Genomic DNA, 22,056 nt, shown 5'->3' on the forward strand with positions numbered 1-22,056 from the left:
GCTTCACCGCGCCCGTCGCCCCGGTGCGCGAGCTGAGCGCGGTGAAGCTGCACGGCAGTACCGCGGTCTCCGAGAGGCCCCGTGTACGGTCGCATGAGCGCGACTAGACGCGACTACCACCCGGACGCGTCGGGGTGCCTCGCGAAACACGGTCGGAGGCCCGATCGTGTGATGGTGAGCACACTTTCAGGTAAAGACTGCATCAAATAGTTTGTGATACGGTTCACGAGAACCCGAGATATATTGGGGCGGCCCCGACGAGACCGGCCGCCCTGGTGAGGTGCGCCTCTACGTGTCCGGGCCAAGGCCTTCGCTCGACCTTCGCTCGACGATCGCAATGCCACGTCCCCAAATTCCGCCGGAGGAGCTGCCGCCATGCAGTCCAACGACGCCCGCACACTCCTGCACTGTGCCCTGCCCACCGCTGCCGCGGGTGCGGCGGGGATCGCGGTCAGCGCCGCCGTAGCCGGCGGCAAGGGTGCGCTCGGTGCCGCCTTCGGCGCACTGGTCGTCCTGTTGTTCATGGGCGGTGGCCTTGTGGCCCTGCAGCGAGGTGCGCGTTCCTTCCCCCATCTGTTCCAGATGATGGGTCTGCTGGTCTACACCGTCCAGATTTTGGTGCTGATGGTCGCCCTCACCGCGCTGCGCGGTACGTCGGCCTTCAACCACAAGTGCTTCGCGTTCACGCTGCTCGCCGCCACTTTGGTGTGGATGGCGGCGCAGGTGCGCTCCCATATGAAGGCCAAGGTCCTCTACGTGGAGCCGGAATCCGCCCGGCCGCAATCGTGAGGTGTAGGGGCAGCGTAAGAAGGCCTCCGCTCATTTGCTATGGTCTCGCCACAACTGCGGCAGAGCTGGCGCGGGAGGCGGCCGTGCCTGTGAAGCCTTACGGCTCGGAGCCCAGCCGCCGCCCCCAAATCCGCAAGTCCAGTCCAGTGCCGCTCCGCGGTCGTATGCCGCGCCGACACATCGAGGTTGCCGTACCCATGCGCCACGCTGAAGGAGCTCGCGGTGAGTAACGCCCAGACGCTCGCCTTCGAGACCGATTGCCATATTTTTGAAGGGTGCGGTTTCCCGACCCCCGGCCTGCACTCCTTCCTCTTCGAGCCGATTTTCACCGTTGGCGGCTTTGAGTTCAACAAGCCGATGCTGCTGGCTCTGGTGAGTTCGGTCGTCGTCATCGGTTTCTTCTGGGCGGCTTTCAATAAGCCCAAGCTGATCCCTGGCAAGCTCCAGATGATCGGCGAGATCGGATACGACTTCGTGCGCCGTGGGGTCGTCTACGAGACGCTCGGCAAGAAGGAGGGCGAGAAGTACGTCCCTCTGATGGTCTCGTTGTTCTTCTTCATCTGGATCATGAACATCTGGTCGATCGTTCCGCTCGCCCAGTTCCCGGTGACCTCGGTCATCGCCCTTCCGGCGGGCCTCGCGGCGATCGTCTACATCCTCTGGGTGAGCGTGACCTTCAAGAGGCACGGCTTCATCGGTGGCTGGAAGAACATCACCGGCTACGACCGTTCGCTCGGCCCGGTCTTCCCGATGGTCATGTTCTTCGAGTTCCTCTCGAACATGATCATCCGGCCCTTCACCCACGCGGTGCGGCTCTTCGCCAACATGTTCGCGGGCCACGTCCTGCTGGTGATCTTCACCATCGCGAGCTGGTACCTGCTGAACGGCATCGGCATCGCCTACGCGGGCGTCTCGTTCGTCATGGTCATCGTGATGACGATCTTCGAGCTGTTCATCCAGGCGCTGCAGGCGTACGTCTTCATCCTGCTTGCCTCCAGCTACATCCAGGGCGCGCTCGCCGAGCACCACTGAGTACGCCTCTCCTCCCCCCGATACATCCGGTGGCCAACCCCCACCGGCCCGTAAAAAGAAGGAAGTTACGGCATGTCCGCTCTCGAGACCCTCGCCGCGGTCAACATCCAGGGCAACTTCGGTGCGATCGGCTACGGCCTCGCCGCGATCGGCCCCGGCATCGGCGTCGGCGTCATCTTCGGTAACGGTACGCAGGCCCTCGCCCGTCAGCCCGAGGCCGCCGGCCTCATCCGCCAGAACCAGATCCTCGGCTTCGTGCTCTGTGAGGCCCTGGCGCTCATCGGTCTGGTCATGGGCTTCGTTTACCCGGTTCCTTCCTGATCCGGTCTCGTTGACGAGAAACTTCAACGGAAGGCACTGATGTGATCTCTCTGGTACAGCTGGCGTCGGAGGAGCCTCAAAACCCTCTGATTCCGGAGATCCCTGAGCTCGTCATCGGCCTCATCGCGTTCGTCATCGTCTTCGGCTTCTTCGCCAAGAAGTTCCTCCCGAACATCAACAAGGTTCTGGAAGAGCGCCGCGAAGCGATCGAAGGCGGCATCGAAAAGGCCGAGGCCGCGCAGACCGAGGCCCAGAGCGTGCTTGAGCAGTACAAGGCTCAGCTCGCCGAGGCCCGGCACGAGGCCGCGCGACTGCGCCAGGAGGCGCAGGAGCAGGGTGCTCAGCTCATCGCCGAGATGCGGGCCGAGGGCCAGCGTCAGCGCGAGGAGATCGTCGCCGCAGGCCACGCCCAGATCGAGGCCGACCGCAAGGCCGCCGCGCAGTCGCTGCGTCAGGACGTGGGCCACCTCGCCACCGCCCTGGCCGGCAAGCTCGTCGGCGAGTCCCTTGAGGACCACGCCCGGCAGAGCCGCACCATCGACCGCTTCCTCGACGAGCTCGAGGAGAAGGCCGAGGCGGCTCGATGACAGCGCACGGAGCCAGCCGCGAGGCTCGGGCCGCCGCGCGCGAGCGTCTGGACGCGCTGACCGACAACACGTCGGTCGACGCCAAGCGGCTCGCGGACGAGCTGGCCGCGGTCACCGCGCTCTTCGCCCGCGAGGTCTCGCTGCGTCGGGTCCTGACCGACCCGGCGCAGTCCGGTGAGGCCAAGGCCGAGCTGGCCGGGCGTCTGCTCGGCGGCCAGGTGGGCGGCGAGACCGCCGACCTGGTGGCCGGCATGGTGCGCTCGCGCTGGTCGCAGTCGCGTGACCTGGTGGACTCCCTGGAGGAGCTCGCCAACCTCGCCGACCTGACCGGCGCGCAGCAGGCCGGTGCGCTGGACAACGTCGAGGACGAGCTCTTCCGGTTCGGCCGGATCGTCGCGTCGAGCACCCAGCTGCGGGCGGCGCTCACCGACCGCGCCGCCACGGGCACGGCCAAGAGCGAGCTGCTGCGCAGCCTGCTCGGCGGTCGCGCCGAGGACGTGACGGAGCGGCTCGTCGAGCGCCTTGTGACCGCGCCGCGCGGACGTAGCCTGGAAGAGGGCATCGAGTCCCTCTCCAAGCTGGCCGCGGACCGACGCGACCGCATGGTGGCCGTCGTGACTTCGGCTGTTCCGCTCTCGGACCAGCAGAAGCAGCGTCTCGGCGCCGCCCTGGTCAAGGTGTACGGACGCCCGATGCACCTCAACCTCGACGTGGACCCCGAGGTCCTCGGCGGGATCACCGTCCAGGTGGGCGACGAGGTCATCAACGGCAGCATCGCGGACCGCATCGAGGAAGCCGGCCGCCGCGTGGCCGGCCAGTAACTCAACACGCACGAAATACGGCCCTAGTTGGGCCGTGCAGAGGATTCCTGGGGGCTGACCCCAGACCCCCCAAGAAAACTTCGGGCCCAACAAGGAGAGCAGGGAACCCAGATGGCGGAGCTCACGATCCGGCCGGAGGAGATCCGGGACGCGCTGGAGAACTTTGTCCAGGCGTACAAGCCGGACGCGGCCTCGCGCGAGGAGGTCGGTACGGTCACCGTCGCCGGCGACGGTATTGCCAAGGTCGAGGGCCTCCCCTCGGCGATGGCGAACGAGCTGCTGAAGTTCGAGGACGGCACCCTCGGTCTCGCGCTGAACCTGGAAGAGCGCGAGATCGGCGCCGTCGTCCTCGGCGAGTTCAGCGGTATCGAGGAGGGCCAGCCGGTGCAGCGCACCGGTGAGGTGCTCTCCGTCGCCGTGGGCGAGGGTTACCTCGGCCGCGTCGTCGACCCGCTCGGCAACCCGATCGACGGCCTCGGCGAGATCGAGACCAGCGGACGTCGCGCCCTCGAGCTGCAGGCACCGGGCGTCATGGCCCGTAAGTCGGTGCACGAGCCGATGGAGACCGGCTACAAGGCCGTCGACGCGATGACCCCGATCGGCCGTGGTCAGCGTCAGCTGATCATCGGCGACCGCCAGACCGGCAAGACCGCCCTGGCCGTCGACACGATCATCAACCAGCGTGACAACTGGCGCACGGGCGACGTGAACAAGCAGGTGCGCTGCATCTACGTCGCCATCGGTCAGAAGGGCTCCACCATCGCCTCCGTGCGCGGTGCCCTCGAAGAGGCCGGCGCGCTCGAGTACACGACCATCGTCGCCGCCCCGGCGTCCGACCCGGCCGGCTTCAAGTACCTGGCGCCGTACACCGGCTCGGCCATCGGCCAGCACTGGATGTACGAGGGCAAGCACGTCCTCATCGTCTTCGACGACCTCTCGAAGCAGGCCGACGCCTACCGCGCCGTGTCCCTGCTGCTGCGCCGCCCGCCGGGGCGCGAGGCCTACCCGGGTGACGTCTTCTACCTGCACTCGCGTCTGCTGGAGCGCTGCGCGAAGCTCTCCGACGAGCTGGGCAAGGGCTCGATGACGGGTCTGCCGATCGTCGAGACCAAGGCGAACGACGTGTCGGCGTTCATCCCGACCAACGTCATCTCCATCACCGACGGCCAGTGCTTCCTGGAGTCGGACCTCTTCAACGCCGGTCAGCGCCCCGCGCTGAACGTCGGTATCTCCGTCTCCCGCGTCGGTGGTTCCGCGCAGCACAAGGCGATGAAGCAGGTCTCCGGCCGGCTGCGCGTGGACCTCGCCCAGTTCCGTGAGCTGGAGGCGTTCGCCGCCTTCGGTTCCGACCTGGACGCCGCGTCGAAGGCGCAGCTCGAGCGCGGCCAGCGCATGGTCGAACTGCTCAAGCAGCCGCAGTACGAGCCGATGGCGACCGAGGACCAGGTCGTCTCCGTGTGGGCCGGTACCACCGGTCGCATGGACGACGTGCCGGTGGGCGACATCCGCCGCTTCGAGAAGGAGCTCCTGGAGTACCTGCACCGCAAGGAGCAGGGCCTCATGACCTCCATCAAGGAGGGCGGCAAGATGTCGGACGACACCCTCCAGGCCGTCGGCGACGCCATCGTGGAGTTCAAGAAGCAGTTCGAGACCTCGGACGGGAAGCTTCTCGGCGAGGACGCTCCGGCCGCCGCCAAGTGACGTAAGGAAGGGACCTGACTCATGGGAGCTCAGCTCCGGGTCTACAAGCGTCGCATCCGATCCGTCACCGCGACCAAGAAGATCACCAAGGCGATGGAGATGATCGCCGCCTCGCGCGTCGTCAAGGCGCAGCGCAAGGTGGCGGCCTCCACGCCGTACGCGACCGAGCTCACCCGCGCGGTCACGGCGGTCGGCACTGGGTCGAACACGAAGCACCCGCTGACGACCGAGGCCGAGACGCCGACCCGTACCGCGGTTCTGCTCCTCACGAGCGACCGCGGTCTGGCCGGCGCCTTCAACTCGAACGCCATCAAGGCCGCGGAGCAGCTGACCGCGCGCCTCGAGGCCGAGGGCAAGGAGGTCGACACGTACATCGTCGGCCGCCGCGGTCTGTCCCACTACAACTTCCGCGAGCGCAAGGTCGTGGAGTCGTGGTCGGGCTTCACCGATGAGCCCACGTACGCGGATGCCAAGAAGGTCGCGGCGCCGCTGATCGAGGCGATCGAGAAGGAGACGGCGGAGGGCGGCGTGGACGAGCTCCACATCGTCTACACCGAGTTCGTCTCGATGATGACGCAGACGGCCATCGACGGCCGCCTGCTGCCGCTCAGCCTCGAAGAGGTCGCGGAGGAGAAGCCCGCCAAGGGCGAGATCCTTCCGCTGTACGACTTCGAGCCGTCGGCGGAGGACGTCCTCGACGCCCTGCTGCCGCGGTACGTCGAGAGCCGTATCTACAACGCGCTGCTCCAGTCGGCTGCCTCCAAGCACGCCGCCACGCGCCGCGCGATGAAGTCGGCGACCGACAACGCCGGGGATCTGATCAACAGCCTCTCCCGGCTTGCCAACGCGGCCCGCCAGGCCGAAATCACCCAGGAAATCAGCGAGATCGTCGGCGGCACAGCAGCGCTGGCCGACGCGACCGCGGGGAGTGACAAGTAATGACGACCACTGTTGAGACGGCCGTTGCCACGGGCCGCGTCGCCCGGGTGATCGGCCCGGTCGTCGACGTGGAGTTCCCCGTCGACGCGATGCCGGAGATCTACAACGCCCTCCACGTCCAGGTCGACGACCCGGAGACCGCGGGCGGCCGCAAGACGCTGACCCTCGAGGTCGCCCAGCACCTGGGTGACGGCGTGGTCCGCTCCATCTCGATGCAGCCCACCGACGGCCTGGTCCGCCAGGCCCCGGTCACCAACACCGGCAAGGGCATCTCGGTGCCGGTCGGTGACGTCACCAAGGGCCGTGTGTTCAACACCCTCGGTGAGGTCCTGAACGACGACGCCTCGACCGTCGCGGACGCCGAGCGCTGGACGATCCACCGCAAGGCCCCGGCCTTCGACCAGCTCGAGTCCAAGACCGAGATGTTCGAGACCGGCCTGAAGGTCGTCGACCTTCTCACCCCGTACGTCAAGGGTGGAAAGATCGGTCTGTTCGGTGGTGCCGGTGTCGGCAAGACCGTTCTGATCCAGGAAATGATCGTCCGTGTGGCCAAGCTGCACGACGGTGTCTCCGTCTTCGCCGGTGTCGGCGAGCGCACCCGTGAGGGCAACGACCTCATGGTCGAGATGGAGGAGGCCGGCGTTCTCGACAAGACCGCGCTGGTCTTCGGCCAGATGGACGAGCCGCCGGGCACGCGTCTGCGCGTCGCCCTGGCCGGTCTGACCATGGCGGAGTACTTCCGCGATGTGCAGAAGCAGGACGTGCTGTTCTTCATCGACAACATCTTCCGCTTCACGCAGGCCGGTTCCGAGGTCTCGACCCTGCTCGGCCGCATGCCCTCCGCGGTGGGTTACCAGCCGAACCTGGCCGACGAGATGGGTCTCCTCCAGGAGCGCATCACCTCGACCCGTGGTCACTCGATCACCTCGATGCAGGCGATCTACGTCCCCGCGGACGACCTGACCGACCCGGCCCCGGCCACCACCTTCGCCCACCTCGACGCGACGACGGTTCTCTCCCGTCCGATCTCGGAGAAGGGCATCTACCCGGCCGTGGACCCGCTGGACTCCACGTCCCGCATCCTGGACCCGCGCTACATCGCGCAGGACCACTACGAGGCCGCGATGCGCGTCAAGGGGATCCTGCAGAAGTACAAGGACCTCCAGGACATCATCGCGATCCTCGGCATCGACGAGCTGAGCGAAGAGGACAAGCTCGTCGTCGCCCGTGCCCGTCGCGTGGAGCGCTTCCTGTCGCAGAACACGCACGCCGCCAAGCAGTTCACCGGCGTGGACGGCTCGGACGTGTCCCTCGACGAGTCGATCGCGGCCTTCAACGCGATCTGCGACGGCGAGTACGACCACTTCCCCGAGCAGGCCTTCTTCATGTGCGGTGGTCTCGAGGACCTCAAGAAGAACGCCAAGGAGCTCGGCGTCTCCTGAGCCGCGCAGCTCAACTCCGGAGAGGGGCGGGTCACACCCGCGGGGGCAGTGTCCCGCCCTTCTCCGTACGCCCACTAGAATTTGACCCAACACCCGGCGAAGCCGCCGGGTGGTGACCCGAGGAGCCACCCTTGGCTGCTGAGCTGCATGTCGAGCTGGTCGCCGCGGACCGCAGTGTCTGGTCCGGCGAGGCCACCCTGGTCGTCGCGCGCACCACGTCCGGCGACATCGGCGTCATGCCCGGTCACCAGCCGCTGCTCGGTGTGCTGGAGTCGGGCCCGGTGACCATTCGTACGAGCGATGGCGGCACGGTCGTCGCCGCTGTCCACGGGGGATTCATCTCCTTCGCGGACGACAAGCTGTCGCTGCTGGCCGAGATCGCGGAGCTGTCCGACGAGATCGACGTCCAGCGTGCGGAGCGGGCGCTGGAGCGCGCGAAGTCGGAGGCCGACGCCTCCGCCGAGCGGCGCGCCGACGTCCGACTGCGTGCGGTGGCGGCGCGCTGACCCCAGCGCGCGGCGTAACGTGACTCAGCCGCGGCCAGGTCCGGGAAGACTCCGGACCGGGTCGCGGCTGAGGCAATGCGGGTGCAATGTATTGGTCCGTTGTCGGTCGGTTGACCGACAGTAGAGGCGAGGAGGTCGGTGCCGATGATCCTCACTCTGCTCGTGTGCGGACTTGCTTTGATCGCGCTGGTTCTGGTGGGGCTCTTCGTCTTCGGACTGCGCCGCCGGCTGATCCAGCGTTCCGGCGGTACGTTCGACTGCTCCCTGCGCTGGGACGCCCCCGAGAAGGGCGACACCTCCGGCAAGGGCTGGGGGTACGGGGTCGCCCGCTACAACGGCGACCGCGTCGAGTGGTACCGCGTCTTCTCCTACGCTCCCCGCCCGCGCCGCGTCCTGGAACGCTCGGCGATCGAGGTCGTCGACCGCCGCGCCCCGGACGGCGAGGAGGAGCTCGCGCTGCTCTCCGACGCCATAGTCCTGGGCTGCCTGCACCGTGGCGTCCGCCTGGAACTGGCGATGAGCGAGGACGCCCTGACAGGCTTCCTGGCCTGGCTGGAGGCAGCGCCCCCCGGCCAACGGGTGAATGTGGCGTAGCGCTTACAAGCCCCGTAAGAGGCGCCCCGTAAGAGGCGCCCCGTAAGGAGCGCCCCGTAGGGGCGCGGGGAACGGCGCGACCAGCCACACACAACCCGCAGACATAAAGAAGCCGGGAAGATGGGGGGCGATCCCATCTTCCCGGCTTCGTCCATGGGGGGACGGACTACTTCAGTCCGTCATTGATGGCACTCACCAACTCACCGTTGCTGGTGTCCCCACTGAACTCCCAGAAGAACGCGCCTCCGAGGCCCTGCTGCTTGGCCCAGGCCATCTTGGAGCGAACGGTCTCCGGGGTGTCGTACGACCACCAGTTGCTGCCGCAGTGGGCGTACGCCGTACCGGCGACGGTCCCATTGGAGGGACAGGAGTTCTTCAGCACCTTGTAGTCCTCGATGCCCGCCTCATACGTGCCCGGCGCCGCACCCGTCGCGGAGCCCCCCGGCTCCTTCTGGGTGACACCGGTCCACCCGCGCCCGTAGAAGCCGATCCCGAGCAGCAGCTTGGCGGAGGGCACGCCCTTCGCCTTCAGCTTGGCGATCGCGGCGGCCGAGTTGAAGCCCTCCTGCGGGATACCGGCGTAGGAGGTGAGCGGCGAGTGCGGCGCGGTCGGACCCTTCGCCGCCCACGCGCCGAAGAAGTCGTACGTCATCACGTTGTACCAGTCGGCGTACTGCGCCGCGCCCCCGTAGTCCGCGGCGTCGATCTTGCCGCCGTTGGAGCCGTCCGCGGTGATCGCGGCGGTGACGAGGTTCTTGGCGCCGAACTCGTTGCGGAACGCCTGCATCATCGTCCTGAAGACTGCCGGGCCCGAGGTGTCGCAGGTCAGACCGCAGGCGTTCGGGTACTCCCAGTCCAGGTCGACGCCGTCGAAGACGTCGGCCCAGCGCGGGTCCTCGACCAGGTCGTGGCAGGACTTGGCGAAGGCCGCCGGGTTCTTCATGGCGTCGGTGAAGCCGCCGGACCAGGTCCAGCCGCCGAAGGACCAGAGGATCTTGATGTGCGGGTACTTGGCCTTCAGCTTGCGCAGCTGGTTGAAGTTGCCTCGCAGAGGCTGGTCCCAGGTGTCGGCCACGCCGTCCACCGACTGGTCGGCCGTGTACGCCTTGTCGGTCGCCGCGTAGGCGTCGCCCATGGTGCACTTGCCGTTCTGGACATTGCCGAAGCTGTAGTTGATGTGCGTGATCTTGGCGGCCGAGCCGGAGGTCGCGATGTTCTTCGCGTGGTAGTTGCGCTGGTAGACGCCCCACTCGGTGAAGTAGCCGAGCTTGACCTTGTCGCCGGGGCCGGGGCCCGGGTCGCCGCCGCCGGTGGTGCGGACCTTGACGGCGCCGCTGGCGGGGCCGGTCTGGTCGGCGGTGTCGCGGGCCTGGACGGTGTACGAGTAGTCCGTGCCCGCGGTCAGGCCGCTGTCGCTGTACGAGGTGCCCGTCACCGTGCCGACCTTGGCGCCGTCGCGCAGGACGTCGTAGTTCTTGACGCCCTTGTCGTCGGTGGCGGCCTTCCAGTCGAGCTTCACCGAGGTGTCGGTGACGCCGGACGCGGTCGGGGTGCCCGGGGCGCTCGGCGGGTTGTCGCCGGGGACGCTGCCGCCGTCACAACTGCCGCCGTTGAGCGTGCACTTGGAGGGGGCGCCGGGGCCCGTGCCGTTGAAGCCGAAGGAGACCGAGGCGCCGGGGGCGAGCGTCCCGTTCCAGGAGAGGTTCTTGCCGGTCCAGCGGGTGCCCGAGTTGGTGACGGTGGCGTCCCAGGCCGAGGTCACCTTGGTGTCGGCGGGGAAGTCCCACTGGACGTTCCAGGAGCTGAGCGTGGTGGTGCCGGTGTTCTTGATGGTCCACTTGCCCTCGAAGCCGTTGCCCCAGTCCTGGGTCTTGGCGTAGGTGGCGGTGGCCTCGGGGGCGGCGTCGGGGGCCGCCTCGGCGGGAGCACCGAGGGCGACCAGGGTGGCGATCGGGAGCAGCAGCGTGGTCACTCCTGCCACTGCTCGGTGCCTGAATCTGAGTCTTGGGCCTGTGCTGCCCGTGGTGCTCTGTGTGAAGCGCACGAGGTGCTCCTCGGGTGAGATCCGGGGGTTCGGGGTGGGACCCTGCGCCGCCCGTGAGCACGCAAACACGTGGGGAGTGCTCACCGCAGTGCGGTGAGAATAGAAAGGTCTGGACCAACGGTCAAGAGGTTGAACCACTGACCGGATTACCTCGGCGCCGCGCGGGCCGGGCGCCGACGGGTCACTTTCAGACACCCAACTCCTGTGCCAGGACAGCCGCTTGGACCCGGCTGCGCAGCTCGAGCTTGGCGAGCATCCGGCTCACGTGCGTCTTCACCGTCGCCTCCGCCATGGAGAGACGGGCCGCGATCTCCGCGTTCGACAGGCCCTCACCGATGCAGGACAGGACCTCGCGCTCGCGCCGCGTCAGGCTCTCCAGGACGGCCGGGTCCGGCCCGTTCTCCCTGCGTACGGCCTTCGGCGGGGCCGCGAACTCGGCGATCAGACGGCGGGTGACGGCCGGGGCGATCAGGCCCTCGCCGCGCGCGACCGTACGGACGCCTTCCAGCAGATCCTTCGCCTCGGTGTTCTTCAGGAGGAACCCCGAGGCGCCCGCCCGCAGCGCCCCGAAGACGTACTCGTCGAGATCGAAGGTGGTCAGGACGAGGACGTCCGCGAGCTGCTCGGAGACGACCTGGCGCGTTGCCGACACCCCGTCGAGGCGCGGCATCTGGATGTCCATCAGGACCAGGTCGGGACGGAGTTCACGGGCGAGCGCCACGGCCTGCTCGCCGTCCGCCGCCTCGCCGACCACCTCGATATCGGCCGCGCTGCGCAGGATCAGGACGAGTCCTGCCCGTACGGCCGACTGGTCCTCGGCGACTAGCACCCGGATCATTCCTTGGCTCCTTCGTCCGCGGGGTCGATCGGCAGGGTCACGGAGACGGCCCAGATCTTGCCGCCGCCCTCGGTCACGGGACCGGCCTCGGGGCCCGCCTCGAAGGTGCCGCCGAGTAGTTCGGTGCGCTCGCGCATGCCGACGAGACCGGCTCCCGAGCCGGGCGCGCGGGGCCCCGTTGGATCACCATAAGGGCTGGTGACGCGGACGGTCAGGGAGCGGGGCGCCTGGACGAGCGAGACGGTGACGCGGCCCGGTGAGGCGTGCTTGAGGGCATTGGTCAAGGACTCCTGGACGATGCGGTACGCCGCGAGCTCGACCGGCGCGGGCAGCTTCGGGCCCTGCGGGTCGCGGGCGTCTTCGAGCGTGATGTCCAGGCCGTCCCTGCGGGCGCCCGCGAGCAGGGCGCCGAGACCGTCGAGGGTGGGGGCCGCGGCCGGCTCCAGGTCGCCGCTGTCGTCGCGCAGGATGCCGATGAGGCGGCGCATCTCGGCCAGCCCCTCGACGCTGTTCTCCCGGATGACGGCGAGGGCGTCCTTGCTGGTCTTCGGGTCGTCCAGGGAGAGCGCGGCCGTGGAGTGGATGGCGATCGCGGAGAGGTGGTTGGCGACCATGTCGTGCAGCTCGCGGGCCATCCTGGCGCGCTCGGCGGTGACGGCCTGGACCCGGTCCATCTCGGCGAGCAGCGCGGTCTGCTCGGCCCGCAGCTTCGCCGCGGCGGTCGCCTCGCGGTGGTTGCGCACCAGGACGCCGGTGGTGGCGGGCGCGAAGGAGATCGCGGCGGTGACGACGCCGATCAGGACCGCCTCCGGCTCCCGGAACCACGCGAGGAACCCGACGGTGACCGCCACCGTCACCAGACCCGTGGTGACCGGGATGCGCCGGGCGGCGGCCGGGGTGCCGTACACCACGGCCGCGTACACCACGTCGGTGAACATCAGGATCGACGCGAGGTTGCCCGCGGTGAACTGGTCGGCCACCACGGCGAGGGTGCCGACGGCCAGGGCCAACTGCGGTCTGCTGCTGCGCAGCAGCTCCATGCCGACGAGGGTGGCCATGGGGACCAGCGCCCAGTGGATGCCGAGCGGTCTGCCGATCTGTGAGTGCAGCCCGAGCGCCCACAGCACGAGCCCGCACAGCAGGCTGCCCACGGCGATGCGTACGTCGACGCGCTGGGGGCGGGGGAGGGACAGGGCCATGCCCTCCATCCAACACGGCGGGGCGGCGCCACGCGTGATCCCCCGGGAGGAACCGCCCGCTACATCGAAGGATGCAGTGCCACTTCGTCACTGACGACGACGATCCGCGCCCGGTCCGGCGGGAGCCTTGAGGGGTGACCGAGAGGAGCAAGCCGTGATCGTCACGCTGATCATCATCTGCGAGGTCGGCTTCTGGGTGCTGCTGGCCGCGGGCCTCGCCGCCCGCTATCTGCTGCGGATGCCGCGCCTCGGCGTCGCGATCCTGCTCTGCGAGCCGCTGCTGGAAGTACTGCTGCTCGTCGTGACCGCCGTCGACCTGAGGAACGGCGCCGACCCGAGCTGGAAGCACGGCCTCGCCGCGGTCTACATCGGCTACACCGTCGGGCACGGCCACCGCACGGTGAAGTGGCTCGACGGTCACGCGGCGCACCGCTTCCACGGCACGCCGCTGCCGCGCCCGCCGCGCTACGGCATGGCCCGCGCCCTGCACGAGGCCAGGATCTGGCTCGGCACCGTCGTCGCGGCGGCGGTCGCGACCGGGCTGCTGCTGCTCGCCATGTGGTACGTCGACGACCCGGGCCGCACCTCGTCGCTGGAGGCGTGGATGCACACGGCCTGGCGGACGGCGGGCATCCACGGCCTGGTCGCGCTGAGCTACGCGGTCTTCCCGAGGCGGGCGCCCGCCCCGGCGCCGGGGGAGCGGGACGGCGACCGGCCCCTCACGAAAGCCTGACGGGGGTGCTGGGACTGACGGGACTTCCGGGACTGACGGGACTGCCGGGAAGTACGTAGGGCTAGCGCTCGCCGCCCGGCACCCACAGCACGTCCCCCAGCTCCTTGTTGGCCGTGCGGGCCAGGATGAACAGGAGGTCGGAGAGGCGGTTGAGGTAGGTGGCGGTCAGCGGGTTCATGGTGTCGCCGTGGGTCTCGAACGCCGCCCACGTGGACCGCTCGGCCCGCCGCACCACCGTGCACGCCTGGTGCAGCAGCGCGGCGCCCGGCGTGCCGCCCGGCAGGATGAAGCTGCGCAGCTTCTCCAGCTCCTCGAGGAAGCGGTCGCAGTCGGCCTCCAGCTTGTCGATGTAGCTCTGCTCGACGCGCAGCGGCGGATACTCCGGGTCCTCGACGACCGGCGTGGACAGGTCGGCGCCCACGTCGAAGAGGTCGTTCTGGACCCGTACGAGGACCTTCACCACCTCCTCGTCTAGCCGCCCGAGCGCGATCGCCGTGCCGATGGCCGCGTTGGCCTCGTTGGCGTCGGCGTACGCCCCGATCCGCGGGTCGGTCTTGGCGGTGCGGCTCATGTCACCGAGGGCTGTGGTGCCCTGGTCGCCGGTCCTGGTGTAGATGCGCGTCAGATTGACCATGCGGGCCAGCGTAGTCAGAAGGGCATGCGGCCCCGGGCGCGGCGGCCGGCGGAGCCGCTGTGGCCCACCGCCTTGGAGCTGCTGCGGAAGGGCTTGCTGAAGATCCGGCCCAGGATGCCGGGGGCCTTGCCGCCGGCGCGCGAACCGGCTCCCAGGGTGCGCTGGGTGCCGCGTTCGGGGTGCCGGGAGAGGCGGGGGACGAGGAAGGCGAGGACGGCCAGGACGACGCAGACGGCGACGATACCGACAACCATCATGACGGGCTCCTTGGGGACGGGTACGTCTGCCGTGTGCCCCGGCAGCCACGGCCCATGCGCCGCCCGCGGCCCGCTCGCGGGGCGGGGGTACAGTCGGCTCGCCGCTCAGCCCGTGCCGGACCGGGCGCCGCGGCCCGACGTTTCCTCGTGGTGTTCCGGCCAGGGAATGTCATGACCCGTACGCAGGAGTCCGCCGAGCCGGCCTCGGATGCCACCGTCGCCCCCGGCGGCCCGGCGGTGCCGGATCGCGTCGCGCGCATACGGCGGCGTCTGGAGCGGCTGATCGGCATCGCGGCGACCGAGGGCAACGCGCTGACCGTCCTGCGCAACGGCGACGAGATATTCGCCGCCATGCTGGCCGCGATCCACTCCGCCGAGCACACGGTCGACATGATGACCTTCGTCTACTGGAAGGGCGACATCGCCCGCCGGTTCGCCGACGCTCTCGCGGAGCGGGCGCGCGCCGGGCTGCGGGTGCGGCTGCTGCTCGACGGCTTCGGCAGCCGGCTGATCGAGGGCGAGCAGCTGCGGGTGATGGAGCAGGCCGGGGTGCAGGTGACGTGGTTCCGCAAGCCGCTGCATCTGTCGCCCCTCAAGCAGAACCACCGCTGTCACCGCAAGGTCCTCGTCGTCGACGAGGAGACCGCCTTCACCGGCGGGGTGGGCATCGCCGAGGAGTGGTGCGGCGACGCCCGCAACCCCGGCGAGTGGCGCGACACCCACGTCGAGGTGCACGGCCCCGCGGTGGACGGCATCGCCGCGGCGTTCGCGCAGAACTGGGCCGAGTGCCACGGCGAACTCTTCGACGACCAGGACCGGTTCATCAGGCACCGCCCCCAGGGCGACGCCGTCGTGCAGGTGGTGCGCGGCTCGGCCAGCTTCGGCTGGCAGGACATGCAGACCCTGATCCGCGTCATGCTCGAGTCCGCCGAGGAACGCTTCCGGCTTGCCACGGCCTACTTCTCCCCGGACGCGTACTTCGTCGAGCTGCTCTGCGCCACCGCGCGGCGCGGGGTCGAGGTGGAGATCGTGCTGCCCGGGCCGCACACCGACAAGCGGGTCTGCCGGCTGGCCGGGCAGCACTACTACGAGGACCTCATCGGCTCCGGGGTGAGGATCTACGAGTACCAGCCGACGATGATGCATGCCAAGGTCATCACCGTCGACGGCGTCGCCGCCCTGATCGGCTCGACCAACTTCAACCGGCGCTCCCTCGACCACGACGAGGAGGTCATGCTCGCCGTCCTGGACCAGGAGTTCACCGCGACGCTCGACGGGCACTTCGACGACGACGTACGGGCCAGTGAGCTGATCCGGGAGGGCCGCTGGAGGAGACGCTCCCTCCTCCAGCGGGCCAGTGAGCTGAGCGTCCGGCCCATCCGCCGGTTCCTGTGAGGCCTACGCCCCGGCCCGCTGGTAGACGCGCGTGCCCACCGTCACGGAGAGCAGGACGAAGGCGAGCGCCATGAGGACGCCGTACAGCATGGTCGTGCTCGCGTAGTCGCCCACGTATCCGGCGCGCACCGCGTCGACGAGGTAGCGGAACGGCATGAAGTGCGACAGGACGTCCAGCCAGGCGGGCGCGAGCGCCATCGGCAGCATCAGGCCGGAGAGCAGCATCGAGGGCATGCTGATGGCGTTCACCGCGGGCCCGAACTCGTGCGCCTTGGAGACCTTCATGCCGAGCGCGTAGGACAGCGAGGCGAGGCCCGCGGTCAGCACCGCCACGAACGCGAAGCCGATGAGGATGCCGCCGAGCGGCGCCCTGAGCCCCATCGCCAGCGCGGCGAGCACCAGCAGTACCGCCTGGAAGACGAAGAGCGCGGCGTCGCGCAGGACCCGGCCGAGCAGCAGCGCGAGACGGCTCACGGGCGTCACCCGCAGCCGCTCCACCACCCCGAACTGCTTCTCGATGATGAGCGCGAAGCCGCTGAACGTGGCGCCGAACAGGCCGAGTTGGAGCAGCAGGCCGGGCACGAGCACCTGCCAGGAGTCGCCCTCGGAGCCGAGCGGCAGGTCGGTGAGGAGCGGTCCGAAGAAGAGCAGGTAGAGCAGGGGCGTCAGGACGCCGAAGAGGATCTGGAACTTGGAGCGCAGGGTCTGCCGGGCGTACCGCCCGAAGATGAGCGCGGTGTCGGAGAGCAGTGCGGGCATCGGTGGGGTCCTGGGGTGTCAGACGGCGACGGGGGCCGTGTCGTTGGGCGCGGGGGCGCGCCCGGTGATGGCGAGGAAGGTGTCCTGGAGTGAGGCGTCGATCGAGCCGCCGTACCGGAGCTTGAGCGCGCTCGGCGTGCCCTCGGCGACCACCACGCCCTTGTCGACGACGACCAGGCGGTCGGAGAGCGCGTCGGCCTCGTCGAGGTAGTGCGTGGTGAGGAAGACCGTGGTGCCGTACTCGTCGCGCAGCTTTCGCACCAGCTGCCACAGGTCGGCGCGGCTGCCCGGGTCGAGCCCGGTGGTCGGCTCGTCCAGGAAGAGCACCTCGGGCCGGTGTGTGAGCCCGAGTGCGATGTCCAGGCGCCGCCGCTGACCGCCGGAGAGCGCGGCGCAGGGGCGCTCCATCAGCTCGGTCAGGCCGAGGTCGCGCGCCAGCTCGTCGGCGCGGGCGGTGGCCTCGCCCTTCGTCAGGCGGTAGAGGCGGCCCTGGGTGATCAGCTCCTCGCGTACGGAGATGCTCAGGTCGACGCCGCCGGACTGGGCGACATAGCCGATCTTGCGCCGGACGCCCGCCGGGTCCTTGGCCAGGTCGCAACCCGCGACGGTGGCGGCGCCGCCGGTGGGCGGGAGCAGCGTGGTCAGCATGCGCAGCGTGGTGGTCTTGCCCGCGCCGTTCGGCCCGAGGAAGCCGAGGATCTCGCCCGGCCGGACGGTCAGGTCGATGCCGCGCACGGCCTGGACGGTCCCGGTTTTGCTCTGGAAGGTCCGGGCGAGCCCGGCGGTGCTGATGATTGCCATGGCGACCACAAAAACAGAGTCCATGAAATTTTGCAATCGCCCCAACTTTTCAGGGAGCCTAAGCTGGCGGGCATGGCTGAGGGGCTCAGGGAGCGCAAGAAACGGCAGACGAAACAGCGGATCTCGGACATCGCGACCGGGCTCTTCCTGGAGCACGGCTTCGTCACGGTGACCATCGCCGAGATCGCGGAGGCCGCGGACGTCTCGGTGAACACGGTCTACAACTACTTCCCGGCCAAGGAGGACCTCTTCCTCGACCGGGGCGCCGACGTCGTCGACCGCCTCTCCCGGTACGTGCGCGGCCGCCGCGCGGGCGAGTCCGCCGCCGACGCCGTCCTGCGCGAACTGCGCGCCGACGTGGAGGGCGTCTCGCCGGGTGTCGGGCTCTTCCCCGGCTGGGCCGACTTCATGAGGGTCATCACCGAGGCGCACGCGCTGCGCTCCCGGCTCTGGGCGATCCAGCAGGAGGCCCTGGACGACCTCACGAGGACCCTCGCCGAGGAGACGGGCGCCGCCGAGGGCGACCCGCTGCCCATGCTCGTCGCGGGCCAGCTCTCCTGGCTCCACGGCACGCTGCTGAGCTGGATCGGCGACCAGATGGTCAAGGGCCGCGAGCCCGCCGAGGTCTCCCGCGAAGCGCTCGTCCTGCTCGACGAGATGGCGGCGCTCCTGGGGGAGAAGGTCCTCAACTACGCGACGCGTGCCGCCGGGTGACGCGCACTGGGCGTATCGGTGTGATGTCCGTCAGTTGAGACGTGACGCGCATCTCTTCGCCGCCACAGGCGCCCTCACGGCCGCTAATGTCCGCTGCAGAGGCATACGTAAACAGCGTGTAAGCCAAGCGTGATAAGCGGTAGGGGAGTCGGAAAAGTGGCACGGAAGCTCGCCGTCATCGGAGCCGGACTCATGGGGTCCGGTATCGCTCAGGTCTCCGCCCAGGCGGGCTGGGACGTCGTCCTGCGCGACGTCACCGACGAGGCACTGACCCGTGGCACCGACGGCATCAAGGCGTCGTACGACAAGTTCGTCAGCAAGGGCAAGCTCGCCGCCGACGACGCCGAGGCCGCGCTCGGGCGCATCACCACGACCACCGACATGGACGCCGTCGCCGACGCCGACATCGTCGTCGAGGCCGTCTTCGAGAAGCTCGAGGTCAAGCACGAGATCTTCCGCACGCTCGACAAGCTCGTGCGCGACGACGCCGTGCTCGCCTCCAACACCTCCGCCATCCCGATCACCAAGATCGCGGCCGTGACGGAGCGTCCGGAGCGCGTCGTGGGCGCCCACTTCTTCTCGCCGGTCCCGATGATGCAGCTGTGCGAACTGGTGCGCGGCTACAAGACCAGCGACGAAACCCTCGCCCGCACCAGGGAGTTCGCCGAGTCCGTCGGCAAGACCTGCATCGTCGTCAACCGCGACGTCGCCGGCTTTGTGACGACCCGTCTGATCTCCGCGCTCGTCGTCGAGGCCGCCAAGCTCTACGAGTCGGGCGTCGCCACCGCCGAGGACATCGACATCGCCTGCAAACTCGGCTTCGGCCACGCCATGGGCCCGCTCGCCACCGCCGACCTCACCGGCGTCGACATCCTGCTCCACGCCACCAGCAACATCTACACCGAGTCCCAGGACGAGAAGTTCGCGCCGCCGGAGCTGATGCGCCGGATGGTTGACGCCGGTGACATCGGCCGCAAGAGCGGGCAGGGCTTCTACAAGCACTGAGCGGGTACTGACGTACGCCGTCTGACGCCTCGTCCGACGATTCGTCGCCCCTTGGGTCACCCCTCGGAGTGAATTCGGTATCGGTTCGCTTACAGACGGCAACTTCCTCGCCCACGCGGCAGTCAGTTGCAGTGACATACGCAGACACCTTACGGATCAGCGGACGCCTTATGGATCAGACGTCACAGCAGACCCGGTCACAGCAGACCCAGTCACAGCAAGACACAGCACTCTTGGGGAGCGCATATGCACATCAGGGGCGACCAGGCCCAGCTGGTCGTCGGGGGGCGCCTCGACGTACGTAGCGCGGCGGACGCCCGTACGGTCCTGCACTCGGCCGTCGACGACGGAGCCGGCGACCTGGTGCTCGACCTGTCCGAACTCGACTCGTGGGACGCCACGGGACTCGGCGTCATCATGGGCGCGCACCGCCGCGCCGGGCGGTGCGGACGCCGGCTCGTCCTGCGCCATGTGCCGCCGCAGATGCAGCGCCTGCTCGTCGCGACGAGACTGCACCGCATCCTCGCCATCGAGGGCGGCATCGGTGTCGAATCGCTCCCCAGAGCCTGAACGGCACCTCACGCACAATCCTCACGAGACTGTGACGTCTCGGGCGGGACGGCACCCCGCCCTCCCATAGATACTGGGCGAAGGTCTAGGGTTCGGTCGCCCACCGACCAGACGCACCCGCACGGGGGCACCGGACCAGAAGCGACAGCGCAGTGTGCACGAAGGCCGGAGGGGGCTTGCACACGACGCATCTGGGGGGCTGGGACCATGGACCCGATGAACCGGGGACCCGAAGAGTACGGCCACGACCACGGTGGCGACGATCACGAAGGCTCGGCGCGGCCGCAGCGCCCGCGCGATCCGCTGACGCCCGACTTCGGGCAGCCCGCGCCCGCCCTCGCCCGCACCGTCCAGCTGGTCTCGGGCGACTTCCTGCTCACCGTCAACCCCGTCGACGGCAGCGAGATAGAACCCTGCCCGCCCGGCGAGCGCCCCGAACGGCCCGCCAAGCGCACCGCCGCCGACCGCGCCGAGCTGCGCCGCGCCGCGCTGCCGCCCGTGCCGCCGGGCCCCGCGCTGCCCGGGCTGCCGCTCCTGGAACGCCAGGAGGAGCGTGAGCGCCTCGTACGGCTCCTCGCGCGCGGCCGCTCGGTACGGCTCACCGGACCCGCCGGATCGGGCCGCACAGCGCTTCTCAACGCCGTCGCCGACGACTGCGCGGACCTCGCCCCCGACGGCGTCATCCGGCTCTGCGGCTACCGCAAGACGCCCGGCGAACTCCTCCGCGACCTCTGCGCCGCCGTCTACGACGCGCCCCTGTACCGCCCCGAGCGCGCCCTGCTGCTCGAACTCGTCCACGACATCGGCGCCGTCGTCGTCCTCGACGACCTGGAGTTCGGCGGCGCGGCCCTCGACGAACTGCTCGACGCCACCCCCGAGTGCGCCTTCCTCCTCGCCACCACGCCCGACGTCACCGCCCCGTCCGCCGACGCCCACCTCGAAGAGGTCTCCCTCGGCGGCCTCGGCCGCGGCGGCGGCCTGGAACTCCTTGAGCGCGTCGTAGGCCGCGTCCTGGACGACGAGGAGGCCGACTGGGCGGGCGACCTGTGGTTCGAGTCCGAGGGCCTGCCGCTGCGCTTCGTCCAGGCCGGTGCCCTGCTCCGCCAGCGCGACCAGCTCCGCGCCGACCCGCACGCCTTCGAGGAGTACGGCTACTTCGCCGACACCCTCGTCGACGCCCCCTTCGACACCGACACCGACGCGGCCCCCGAGATCCCGCTGCCCTCGCTCGCCGACGGAGCCGCGCCCGCGCCCCTGCTCGCCGCACGGCTCAGCCCGTCCGCCCGCGCCACCCTGGAGTTCGCCGTCGCGCTCGGCGGCGAGCTGCCGCACCAGGCCCATCTGCCCGCCCTGGTGGGCGAGACCCACGCCGACGCGGCCCTCGCCGAACTGGTCGGCTGCGCCCTTGTCACCCCCGTCGGCGCCCGCTACCGCCTCGCCGCCGGGGTGCGTACGCAGCTGGAGAGCGCCGGATACGCCGACGACGCCGCCGAGCACGCCAGGACCGCCGCCCGGCACTACGCCTGGTGGGCCGGGCACCCCTCGGTCACCCCGGAGCGGGTCGCCGCCGAGGCGGACGCCGTGCTGGCCGCCCTCGCCGCGCTGGTCGCCCCGGAGAGCGGCGCCGCGGTGCTGCTCGCCCGCACGGCCGCGCCCGCCTTCGCCGGCGGGCTGCACTGGGGCGCCTGGGAACGCGCCCTGCGCTCGGGCCAGGAGGCGGCACGCAACGCCGGTGAGGTCGCCGAAGAGGCGTACTTCCACCATGAGTTGGGAGTCCTCGCGCTCTGCGGCGGGCAGCTCGACCGGGCCCGCGCCGAGCTGGAGGCCTCCATAGGGCTGCGCGGCGCCCTCGCCGACAAGCGCGGCACGATCTCCGGGCGCAGGGCCCTCGCCCTGGTCGCCGACCGCTCGGGCGCCGCGGTGCCGGGCGGGCGCACGGCGGCGGGCGAGGAGGTTCCCGGCGCGCGCCACGAGGAATCGGCGTCGCCGCCCGGAGGCGTCCCCGCCGCCCTCGCGCTCCCCGGGCCACCGTCCGCCGAGCCGGACACCCTGGTCGCCGGCCAGGTCACGCCCGTCGTGGGTGCGCGCCCCGCGCCGAGCCGCCGCTCCCTCATCAGCGGCACCCGGCGCAACCTCGTCGCCGCGGGCGCCGGAGCCCTGCTCGCCGCCGTCCTCGGCACGGTCGTCACGCTCGGCGCCACGTCCGACGACCGCCCCGAGGGCGACCGGGTCAAGACCGAGCAGTCGGCGCGCGAGGACCGCGACGGCGGCGGCCTGGGCGCCGATGAGCCGGGGGAGGGCGCCACGAGCCGCCCCGGCGGCCCCGGCGATGACGGTGTCGTCGGCACCGCGGACGACCCGAAACCGCCCGCGAG

The 22,056-nt window shown here is 69.9% G+C and carries 22 protein-coding genes and 1 pseudogene; 16 read left to right on the forward strand and 7 right to left on the reverse strand.

Annotated features, from left to right (window positions below; translation table 11 throughout):
• Positions 1-375: 375 nt before the first annotated feature.
• The 10 genes from GKQ77_RS08395 to GKQ77_RS08440 all read left to right on the forward strand — a co-directional run bounded on the left by GKQ77_RS08395 (position 376) and on the right by GKQ77_RS08440 (position 8,732).
• On the forward strand, positions 376-789 hold the full coding sequence (locus tag GKQ77_RS08395; protein WP_219688076.1) for a Cg1360 family ATP-synthase-associated protein: 414 nt from the start codon (positions 376-378) through the stop codon (positions 787-789).
• Positions 790-1,011: 222 nt separating this feature from the next.
• A complete protein-coding gene (atpB, locus tag GKQ77_RS08400; protein WP_125515120.1) occupies positions 1,012-1,821 on the forward strand; it encodes a F0F1 ATP synthase subunit A in 810 nt (269 codons plus the stop codon).
• A 72-nt stretch (positions 1,822-1,893) separates the two neighbouring features.
• Positions 1,894-2,142: an ATP synthase subunit C-like protein gene (locus GKQ77_RS08405; protein WP_030792134.1), complete on the forward strand. Its 249-nt coding sequence runs from the start codon at positions 1,894-1,896 to the stop codon at positions 2,140-2,142.
• Positions 2,143-2,183: 41 nt separating this feature from the next.
• The gene (locus GKQ77_RS08410; protein WP_125515121.1) at positions 2,184-2,729 is read left to right on the forward strand and encodes a F0F1 ATP synthase subunit B; all 546 of its coding nucleotides are present in this window, start codon (positions 2,184-2,186) and stop codon (positions 2,727-2,729) included.
• Positions 2,726-3,550 carry a F0F1 ATP synthase subunit delta gene (locus tag GKQ77_RS08415; RefSeq protein ID WP_219688077.1) on the forward strand — a complete coding sequence of 275 codons (825 nt, stop codon included), beginning with the start codon at positions 2,726-2,728 and terminating at the stop codon, positions 3,548-3,550. Before GKQ77_RS08410 ends, GKQ77_RS08415 begins: the two co-directional genes overlap by 4 nt.
• A gap of 111 nt (positions 3,551-3,661) precedes the next feature.
• Complete coding sequence (atpA, locus tag GKQ77_RS08420) at positions 3,662-5,251, forward strand: F0F1 ATP synthase subunit alpha (protein ID WP_125515123.1); 1,590 nt, start codon at positions 3,662-3,664, stop codon at positions 5,249-5,251.
• Positions 5,252-5,272: 21 nt separating this feature from the next.
• Positions 5,273-6,190 (forward strand): F0F1 ATP synthase subunit gamma, encoded by a 918-nt coding sequence (locus GKQ77_RS08425; RefSeq protein ID WP_125515124.1) that lies wholly within the window; start codon positions 5,273-5,275, stop codon positions 6,188-6,190.
• Positions 6,190-7,632: a F0F1 ATP synthase subunit beta gene (gene atpD / locus GKQ77_RS08430; protein ID WP_219688078.1), complete on the forward strand. Its 1,443-nt coding sequence runs from the start codon at positions 6,190-6,192 to the stop codon at positions 7,630-7,632. The genes GKQ77_RS08425 and atpD overlap by 1 nt, the downstream gene beginning before the upstream one ends.
• A 131-nt stretch (positions 7,633-7,763) precedes the next feature.
• A complete protein-coding gene (locus GKQ77_RS08435) occupies positions 7,764-8,138 on the forward strand; it encodes a F0F1 ATP synthase subunit epsilon (RefSeq protein WP_030792151.1) in 375 nt (124 codons plus the stop codon).
• A 144-nt stretch (positions 8,139-8,282) separates the two neighbouring features.
• Positions 8,283-8,732 (forward strand): DUF2550 domain-containing protein, encoded by a 450-nt coding sequence (locus GKQ77_RS08440; protein ID WP_055533393.1) that lies wholly within the window; start codon positions 8,283-8,285, stop codon positions 8,730-8,732.
• Between the two features lie 166 nt (positions 8,733-8,898).
• Here GKQ77_RS08440 and GKQ77_RS08445 read toward each other — a convergent pair whose 3' ends face one another.
• The 3 genes from GKQ77_RS08445 to GKQ77_RS08455 all read right to left on the reverse strand — a co-directional run bounded on the left by GKQ77_RS08445 (position 8,899) and on the right by GKQ77_RS08455 (position 12,813).
• Positions 8,899-10,713, reverse strand: coding sequence for a glycosyl hydrolase family 18 protein (locus tag GKQ77_RS08445; protein WP_308117591.1), 1,815 nt, complete (start codon positions 10,711-10,713; stop codon positions 8,899-8,901).
• 250 nt (positions 10,714-10,963) lie between these two features.
• A complete protein-coding gene (locus GKQ77_RS08450) occupies positions 10,964-11,614 on the reverse strand; it encodes a response regulator (protein ID WP_219688080.1) in 651 nt (216 codons plus the stop codon).
• Complete coding sequence (locus GKQ77_RS08455; protein ID WP_219688081.1) at positions 11,611-12,813, reverse strand: sensor histidine kinase; 1,203 nt, start codon at positions 12,811-12,813, stop codon at positions 11,611-11,613. Before GKQ77_RS08455 ends, GKQ77_RS08450 begins: the two co-directional genes overlap by 4 nt.
• Before the next feature lie 154 nt (positions 12,814-12,967).
• On the opposite strand from GKQ77_RS08455, the gene GKQ77_RS08460 reads away from it, so the two are divergent.
• The gene (locus tag GKQ77_RS08460) at positions 12,968-13,546 is read left to right on the forward strand and encodes a hypothetical protein (protein WP_219688082.1); all 579 of its coding nucleotides are present in this window, start codon (positions 12,968-12,970) and stop codon (positions 13,544-13,546) included.
• 61 nt (positions 13,547-13,607) lie between these two features.
• On the opposite strand, the gene GKQ77_RS08465 is transcribed toward GKQ77_RS08460, so the two are convergent.
• Both GKQ77_RS08465 and GKQ77_RS08470 read right to left on the reverse strand, forming a co-directional pair.
• Complete coding sequence (locus GKQ77_RS08465; protein ID WP_219688083.1) at positions 13,608-14,180, reverse strand: cob(I)yrinic acid a,c-diamide adenosyltransferase; 573 nt, start codon at positions 14,178-14,180, stop codon at positions 13,608-13,610.
• Positions 14,181-14,194: 14 nt separating this feature from the next.
• Complete coding sequence (locus GKQ77_RS08470) at positions 14,195-14,437, reverse strand: DUF6411 family protein (protein ID WP_125515131.1); 243 nt, start codon at positions 14,435-14,437, stop codon at positions 14,195-14,197.
• Between the two features lie 171 nt (positions 14,438-14,608).
• Here GKQ77_RS08470 and GKQ77_RS08475 point away from each other — a divergent pair, with 171 nt between their 5' ends.
• Complete coding sequence (locus tag GKQ77_RS08475) at positions 14,609-15,832, forward strand: phospholipase D-like domain-containing protein (RefSeq protein WP_219688084.1); 1,224 nt, start codon at positions 14,609-14,611, stop codon at positions 15,830-15,832.
• A 3-nt stretch (positions 15,833-15,835) separates the two neighbouring features.
• Here GKQ77_RS08475 and GKQ77_RS08480 read toward each other — a convergent pair whose 3' ends face one another.
• Both GKQ77_RS08480 and GKQ77_RS08485 read right to left on the reverse strand, forming a co-directional pair.
• Entirely contained in the window at positions 15,836-16,591 is a 756-nt protein-coding gene (locus GKQ77_RS08480; RefSeq protein WP_219688085.1) for an ABC transporter permease, read from the reverse strand.
• Between the two features lie 18 nt (positions 16,592-16,609).
• Positions 16,610-17,311 (reverse strand): annotated as a pseudogene (locus GKQ77_RS08485) (ATP-binding cassette domain-containing protein); the annotation flags it as partial.
• Positions 17,312-17,464: 153 nt separating this feature from the next.
• On the opposite strand from GKQ77_RS08485, the gene GKQ77_RS08490 reads away from it, so the two are divergent.
• The 4 genes from GKQ77_RS08490 to GKQ77_RS08505 form a co-directional block, all read left to right on the forward strand.
• Positions 17,465-18,106: a TetR/AcrR family transcriptional regulator gene (locus GKQ77_RS08490; protein ID WP_219688087.1), complete on the forward strand. Its 642-nt coding sequence runs from the start codon at positions 17,465-17,467 to the stop codon at positions 18,104-18,106.
• Positions 18,107-18,262: 156 nt separating this feature from the next.
• Complete coding sequence (locus GKQ77_RS08495) at positions 18,263-19,111, forward strand: 3-hydroxyacyl-CoA dehydrogenase family protein (RefSeq protein ID WP_219688088.1); 849 nt, start codon at positions 18,263-18,265, stop codon at positions 19,109-19,111.
• A 246-nt stretch (positions 19,112-19,357) separates the two neighbouring features.
• Positions 19,358-19,681: an STAS domain-containing protein gene (locus GKQ77_RS08500; protein WP_030792181.1), complete on the forward strand. Its 324-nt coding sequence runs from the start codon at positions 19,358-19,360 to the stop codon at positions 19,679-19,681.
• Positions 19,682-19,888: 207 nt separating this feature from the next.
• The coding region (locus tag GKQ77_RS08505; protein ID WP_219688089.1) for an ATP-binding protein at positions 19,889-22,056 on the forward strand (2,168 nt) is incomplete at its 3' end.

The organism is Streptomyces anatolicus, assembly GCF_019400875.1.
In the GTDB taxonomy this organism is placed as follows: domain Bacteria; phylum Actinomycetota; class Actinomycetes; order Streptomycetales; family Streptomycetaceae; genus Streptomyces; species Streptomyces anatolicus.